Origin of the sequence: Neobacillus drentensis, assembly GCF_036966985.1 — a bacterium.
GTDB lineage: Bacteria > Bacillota > Bacilli > Bacillales > Cytobacillaceae > Neobacillus > Neobacillus drentensis_E.
Window position 1 is genome coordinate 5,837 of the sequence record NZ_JBALSN010000047.1, and the last position, 7,478, is coordinate 13,314.

Genomic DNA, 7,478 nt, shown 5'->3' on the forward strand with positions numbered 1-7,478 from the left:
TCCAACCGTTATATACAAGCAGCTATCCAACCCTTTAGCTGCACCAAAGGTCGCCTCGCCTAACGCGGCAGCGTTCACGTCCGTATTAAATCCGATGGGAACCCCAAACTCGTCCTCAAACGTTTGCACAAACGGATAATCCTTCCATCCTTGTTTTGGGGTAGACGTGATATGTCCATATGTAGGACTTTCCCGGTTGACGTCAATCGGGCCAAAAGAACCAATCCCGATGGCTTCGATTGGGTATTTTTTAAAAAATTCTATGACCTTTGGGATAGTTTCATCCGGAGTAATGGTAGGCACTTGAATCCTGTCCAGGATATTCCCTTTTTCGTCTCCTACCGCACAAACAAATTTTGTCCCGCCCGCTTCAATCGCACCATGCATTTGCAGCTCCTCCTAATCTATTATTCTTCAAGCCGGCCTGCGTCCTTGAGGAAATGAAACAATGCCCCGATTAAGTTGGCATCATTTCCAAACTGACACGCCTCCACTTCAATCTCTAACGTGGAAATGTCATCCCTTAACCTCATCAATTCCCGATTGATCCCGTCCATCACTTCCTGCCGCTTGCTGATGCCGCCGCCGATGAGGATTTTTTCCGGGTCCAAGGCATATTTTAAATTATAAATTCCGATGGCGAGCTGTTTATAAAATTCTGCAATACTCTCCTTGGCAATCGTGTCACCTTTATCAGCAAGAAGAAATACTTCTTCACCGTTCAACATTCCTTTTACCAGTGACTTTCTCCTCGCAACCTCCTCCACTAAAGCATGGGTTGAAGCAGTCTTGCTCCAGGTTTGATCAAGCGGATTTTTAGACTGTGCTCCCATGATCATGTAGCCGAACTCCCCGCTGTGGAGCGACGCCCCGCGTAAGATTGATTGGTTAATGACGATACTGCCGCCAATTCCGGTACCTATGACAATACAAATATAGTATTCCGTGCCTTTTGCTGCACCTAACCATCCTTCCGCCAAAGCGGCGCAATTGGCATCGTTTTCTATCGATACCGGGAAACCCGTTCGTTCCCTTATGAGGTCAGTCATACAAACTCCATGTATATACGGAATTGCACTGGCACCGCCAATAAATCCCGTTTTAACATTTACAGCACCGGGCGAACTTAATGCAATGCCTTGCAGTTCAAATGAATTCGAATATTCTTTTGTAATTTGGCTAAGTTTCTGCAAGAAACTTTCTAATCCTTCACAAGGAGTCGGAAACTTCCCACTTTCTAATTTCTTTCCTTCTTGATCCATAACAGCATATTTTATATAGGTGCCGCCAATATCGAATACCATGTACGCTTTCATCCGACTCACCTCATTTTCATCCTTTGCCCATTCCATGGTTAAAAACCATTGTTTTCGGACAACTGTTTGTACCATTTCCCTGATTTTTTAACCGTTCGTGCTAAATCGTTCTTTAAATCTACTTCCACTAATCCATATCGGTTCTTATAAGCGTTCGTCCATGACCAGTTATCCATAAATGTCCATAGGTGATATCCTAAGCAATTCGCTCCCTCTTCAAGCGCTTTATGCACCCATTTCAGGTGTTCCTGGATAAATTCAATCCGATAATCATCCTCAATAAACCCTTCCACATGACGGAACTTTTCTTCCCCTTCAACACCCATTCCATTTTCCGAAATAAAGAATGGCAGATTCCTATAGTTGTCACGGAGGTCAATCATAATATCATAGATAACTTCCTCGCAGATTTCCCAACCACGGTGCGGATTGATTTTCCTGCCTGGCATGATATAAGGATCAAAAAGATGTTCCGGCATAAACGGAGCATTCTCCGGCTCAGGCTTCTCTTTCGCTTTAACACGGCGCGGCTGGTAGTAGTTCACGCCTAATAGATCAATCGGATTATTTCTAATCACTTCCAAATCACCGGCCTCCACGGCTGGAAGCAGGTCTCTTTCATTTAAAATATCAACCAAATCACGGGGATACTCCCCTTTTGTGACCGGATCAAGGAAGCTGCGGTTAAAGAATAAATCTGAAATATGGGCAGCCTTTACATCTTCGGCATCCTGACTCCGTGGATAAGATGGGGTGAGATTGAGGATAATGCCAATTTTCCCGTCCACATTAATTTTTCTAAAGGCTTCTACTGCCTTCGCATGGGCCACAATGGTATGGTGGGCAACCGTTGCCCCCCGTTTGAAATCCACTATATTTGGATAATGCCAATTATATAAATACCCGGCTTCAACTGGGACAATCGGTTCGTTAAAGGTAAACCAATATTTCACACGGTCGCCAAATAAGCGAAAGCAGGTCTCCGCATAATTCACATAGGCCTCGATGACCTCCCGACTTTCCCATCCACCTTTTTCCTGCATGCACATCGGCATATCGAAATGGTATAAATTCATAAATGGTTCGATGTCATGAGCAATCAATTCGTCGATGACCTGGTTGTAAAAGGCAACGGCCTTCCCGTTTACTTCACCAGTTCCATCCGGAATCAAACGTGACCATTGAATCGAGGTTCGAAAGGAGTTATGGCCCGTTTCTTTCATTAGCTGGATATCTTCTTTAAACCGATGATAGAAATCCGATGTATGCTCCGGGCCAACCCCATGATGAAAACAAGCAGGGTCCACGCTGTACCAATAATCCCAGATACTTTGCTTTCTTCCATCCATCAGCGCTGCGCCTTCCGTTTGCGGGCCTGATGCGGCACTTCCCCACCAAAAGTTTCTTGGAAAACGATAGGTAAGGTTATATTCTTGCAAACTATTATCCATTGATTATCACCATTCTTTTATTTAATTTTTCTCCATTCACTTGGTGTCGTTCCCACACTTTTTTTGAACTGTTTATAGAAATAAGCCGTATCTGAATACCCTACCTTTTTGCCAATTTCACCTGCACGGTAATGGGTGGTTTTGAGGAGCTCCTTTGCCTTTTCCAATCGGTATCGGTTTAGGTATTCCGAAAAAACCGCCCCTACTTCTTTTTGAAATAATTGCCCTAAATAGATGGCATTTACATGAAACTGCTGGCCCAATGTTTTTAACGAAATCCCTTCAACATAGTGGGCATGGATATAATCAAGGACATTTTGGACAATCGGACTGCGATTATTGACTTGCTTATGGATTGAAAAAATTAATTCCTGGCAATATTCCTTCAAAATGGCTTTCATCTCGTCAATTTCAGAGCTATACGCGATTCTTTCGATGGCAGCTGTATAATAGGAGAGATCGTTCGGCTGCAGCGAATAATGGATATAAGAAAGTAAATCAAAGATATATTTTCTGGCAGCTGGCGGGGAGATAAAGCTAGAATTCTTGGTGAGATCCTGAAAAAATGAATCAATCCGTTGTAAACCTTCTCCCTCCGCTTTCAATAGCTGCTTGACAATCGTTTCTTTAAATTCTTGCTGTTTTTTTAATTCTTCATGCTTATCAATCGTCAAATGTTCGGAAAGAAGTACATTTGGGCATGAATATAACTGCAATAAGCTGTATTCCCTTGCTCTCATAAAACTTTCTTCTAATTCGTCTACCGCTTTTACCGGCTTTCCCATCGCTAAGTAGAATAAACCGGCCCCTCTTTTTTCATCTTTTAGCTGCTCTACCAGGCCTTGGTTATATCGATATAGTTCATCTTCCTTTTCGCTCCCTATAATAATGACCAGGTCTTGATTTGGAGTGAATAAACAAACGGCTGCGCAATGTTCCTCAATAAAGGTTCTGATTTCCTTTAGAATCTCAACTCTGTAATAGTTTTCAAAGCTTAAAATAGAAACAGCATAATACGGCTGAGTAAACTGGATATCATATAATGACAATCTTTCCAGACAGTCGTTCTTCTCAATCTCTCCATTTAAAAACCGCCATAAGGTATTGTCCATTAGGGTAGACGGTTCCTGTGCCTGATTACCTCCCGACACTGCATTCATTTTCCGGCCTACATTTTGAATGGTCGATAATAATTCTTCCTCATCCACAGGTTTGACTAAATAGTTTTCGATCCCTAATAACAGACCATGCTTAATATACTTAAACTCTTGATAACCAGTTAAAATTATACATTTCACCTTCGGCTGGATTTTTTTCGCTTCCTCAATTAAATCCAACCCGGACATTTCTCCCATTAATATATCGGTAATTAGGAGATCGACTGGATGTTCCTTAAGATAGGTAAGAGCCTCTTCCCCACTCTCGGCACGCGACACAATTTCAAAGCCATCGTCCTCCCAATCTAGGAGGGCTTGAAGTCCTATGGTAATTAACGGCTCGTCATCAACCAGAAGCACCTTATACATCGCTGGTCCCTCTTACTGGAATAGAAAGTGTCACAATCGTTCCCTTATCTTTGATACTTTTCACAGAAATGCCGAATGCGTTTCCAAATTTCAGTTTTAAACGTTGATGGATATTTCTTAATCCAATTGAATCCATTTCGTCTCCGTCTTCACAATTAAGATGCTGGACAATCATCGCAAGATCCTCCTCCGTTATCCCCTTACCATTATCCTCCACTGTTATTTCCAACGTTTCCCCTAGCTGCGTAGCACGTATGAGCAGCTCATTTTCGGAGTAATCCTTTCTAAAACCATGAACAAAATAATTTTCGATGATCGGCTGCAAAATGAGCTTTTGCACAGGTGTTTGCTCCACGTTACTAGGTATATGAATATCAACCTGTAGTTTGTTTGGGAATTTAAATTGCATTAATTTTAAATATTGATTGACATATTCAATTTCTGTATATAAAGGCACCGTGTCTTTTGATTCTAACGAGTAGCGAAATAGCTTTGATAAATGGAAAATCATTTTACTAGAAGTTTTTGAACCCTCTACGACAGCCACCATCCGTATCGCCTCTAACGTGTTAAATAAAAAATGAGGATCGATTTGGGCCTGAAGCGCTTTTAATTCCGCTTGCTGCTGCTTTAAATTTAACAGGTAAAATTGTTCAATATAATTATTCAATTCATCTAACATCGAATTGATATTGACAGCAATCCTTGATAATTCATCTTCATGTTTGGATTCCGGTATCCTGGCATCCAGATTTCCATTCTCAACCTGCCGAATAATCGAAACAATCTTATTAATACGCCTTGAATAATTTCGAGTAAAGGAATAGGAAATTAAAATGGAAATAATGATGAAGAATATAATGACACCCCACATGGTTCCCCTGACGATCGTAAGCTTTTGCCACCCTCTATCGGGAATAACACTGACATACGTATAATCCCCCTGGTTCGCAATGGTACTGATATAAAAATGGTCATTCTGCCACTTTATTTTTTTCTCATTTGTTTCAGGCTTTATCTGTTTGATCATATCTAAGGGAACATCACCCTTATTGACGGAATAGATGATTTTCCCTTCAGCATCCATGATAAAAAAGGAAGCAGGCACTCCATCGCGCTTTTTGACCATTTTGTCCAGTCGACTAGTAGAATAAAAAATAGTAATCTCACCTATTTTTTTCAAGGTCACTGGATTGTTAACGACAATCTGTTTGGTAAAGGTATCTCTTAGCTGCCTGCCTCGTGGAATACCATCCCCACCAAGATTGGGAATCTCTTCTGAGAGATACAGGCTGCCTAAATGCCTCGGAGAATCGATGATGCTTTTATTCCATCGTAAATTTTGAAAAATGAGCAGGTATTCTACAGAAGGGGTTTCCAACGAACGTAAACTGATCGCGTTAATATCGCTATCTTGACCGAAATAGGCATTGAAATACGTATCAATATTATTCGGTGTAAAGGACTTGCCCTCCGAAAATTTATCGAGACGGTATTCTAAATATTTCGCATAGCCGTTTTGAAGGGCAAAGGACATATCATCAATGACTTCCCCTTTAACATAAAAATCCCTTTTGGACCGATTAATATCTGCATCTTTAGCAGAAAAATAATCCTCCACCCGCTCCATCGTTCTGGTATTGACGTTCACTTCTTTTTGAATAATCACTTCGGAGTAATAGTTCGTAATCGTAACGATTAAAACAATGATGGTTAAAATAATAGTGATAGATGATGCCAAGAATAGTTTATTAAATATTTTTTGAGTAAAACGTCCTTTTCTTCTTAATCCCATTTTGATGTCCTCAAATTATACTTATTGTTTTTTCTAGTCTACCACTGGAAACTATGGTTTCAAATAAAAGCAAGCTGAGATTTTCCACCCAGCTTGACTTTTTTGTTCTTATTATTGCTTGCTCTTCCATTCGTCAAATTGCTTTTGAATTTCTTTTAAGACTTTGTCAATTCCAGCTTCTTTTAACTTCTTATTATATTTTGGCAAGTACTCTTCTGGGTCAACAGAACCTGTTGCCAAAGCTGGATAGAATTCTTTTGAAATATTCGTAATCGATGCAAGCTCAGATCTTACTGGGTCGCTGTTAAAATGAAAACCAAGGGTTGGCGCTATTTTGGCAGATTTGTTAAACTCTTCGAATTTATCCCACTTATCTTTAGGATCATTTTCATACAAATCTAAAATAAAGAAGTTTCCAAGTGAATAAGATGGAACATTATAACGGTCTACACGTGCAGGAAGGTCTTTAATCGTTCCATTGTCATTTTTTTCGTAATGAACGCCTTCTATCCCTTTGTCAACAAGGTTGCGCAGGTATGGGTCAGTATTAAGCAGTGTCAGGAATTCCATTGCTTTCTCAGGATTCTTGGAAGTGGCTGAGATGGCCTGAATGGAACCGGATACAGAATCATTAATGGTAATCGGAGCTTCAGCCGGAACGGAAACAACATCATACTTAGCCGAGCGCGACCATAATAAATCAGCATATGGCTGAGAATCACCCATGCGGACAAACCAGTTTTCTACATCCATTGGCCAGCTGTCTTTACTTGTCGCTGCATCTTCTTTAAGAAATCCAGCCTTATAATATTGATGCATAGTCTTATAGGTTTTCATGGTTAAATCAGATTCAAATTGGTTAATCACATGGTCTCTATCGCCTTCCATTGCAAAGGCAAATGGCATTTCATTATTAAAGATATAATCGTATGGCAGATAGGCTTTGAATGTAGCCATTGGAGTGACGCCAGGTTCATTCTCTTTAATGGTTTTCAGCATTGGTTCAAGATCTTCCAAGGTTTTTACTTTTGAAAGATCAAAGTGGTATTTGTCTACAAGGCGTTTATTAAAGGTATAAACCGATTGTCTAGCTGCCTCTTTATTAGTAGGAACGCCATAAATTTTTCCATTAACTTTAATTCCTTCTAACAGGGCAGGATTAAGAGTCTCTTTAAGTTCTTTGCCCTCTTTTCCTAACATATCGTCAATGTCCTTAAATGCACCTTTTTGGGCATTTTGAACGTAAGAGGTACCGTTCGTAAAGATAATATCAAAGGGTTCCCCTGAATTAATCATCACCTGTGATTTTTGATCCCAATCCCCCCAGTCAATTTGGGTCATTTTCACTGTGGCATTAATTTTTTTCTTTGTATACTGGTTGACTTATGCA

At 40.4% G+C, this 7,478-nt stretch carries 6 protein-coding genes and 1 pseudogene; all 7 read right to left on the reverse strand.

What is annotated here, in order from left to right; genetic code table 11:
- On the reverse strand, positions 1 to 387 hold a 387-nt coding region (locus V7659_RS03585), incomplete at its 3' end, for an ROK family protein (RefSeq protein WP_335538151.1).
- A 20-nt stretch (positions 388 to 407) separates the two neighbouring features.
- Positions 408 to 1,391, reverse strand: a complete 984-nt coding sequence (locus V7659_RS03590) for an ROK family protein (protein WP_335538153.1) — start codon at positions 1,389 to 1,391, stop codon at positions 408 to 410.
- Positions 1,355 to 2,767 carry a glycoside hydrolase family 1 protein gene (locus V7659_RS03595; RefSeq protein WP_335538154.1) on the reverse strand — a complete coding sequence of 471 codons (1,413 nt, stop codon included), beginning with the start codon at positions 2,765 to 2,767 and terminating at the stop codon, positions 1,355 to 1,357. Before V7659_RS03595 ends, V7659_RS03590 begins: the two co-directional genes overlap by 37 nt.
- Positions 2,768 to 2,784: 17 nt before the next feature.
- The gene (locus V7659_RS03600) at positions 2,785 to 4,293 is read right to left on the reverse strand and encodes a response regulator transcription factor (protein ID WP_335538155.1); all 1,509 of its coding nucleotides are present in this window, start codon (positions 4,291 to 4,293) and stop codon (positions 2,785 to 2,787) included.
- Complete coding sequence (locus tag V7659_RS03605; RefSeq protein ID WP_335538156.1) at positions 4,286 to 6,088, reverse strand: sensor histidine kinase; 1,803 nt, start codon at positions 6,086 to 6,088, stop codon at positions 4,286 to 4,288. The genes V7659_RS03600 and V7659_RS03605 overlap by 8 nt, the downstream gene beginning before the upstream one ends.
- 111 nt (positions 6,089 to 6,199) lie before the next feature.
- Positions 6,200 to 6,658 carry a DUF3502 domain-containing protein gene (locus tag V7659_RS32035; RefSeq protein WP_420491699.1) on the reverse strand — a complete coding sequence of 153 codons (459 nt, stop codon included), beginning with the start codon at positions 6,656 to 6,658 and terminating at the stop codon, positions 6,200 to 6,202.
- A pseudogene (locus V7659_RS03615) lies at positions 6,632 to 7,459 on the reverse strand (ABC transporter substrate-binding protein); the annotation flags it as partial. The gene V7659_RS32035 and the pseudogene V7659_RS03615, both read right to left, overlap by 27 nt.
- Positions 7,460 to 7,478 lie beyond the last annotated feature (19 nt).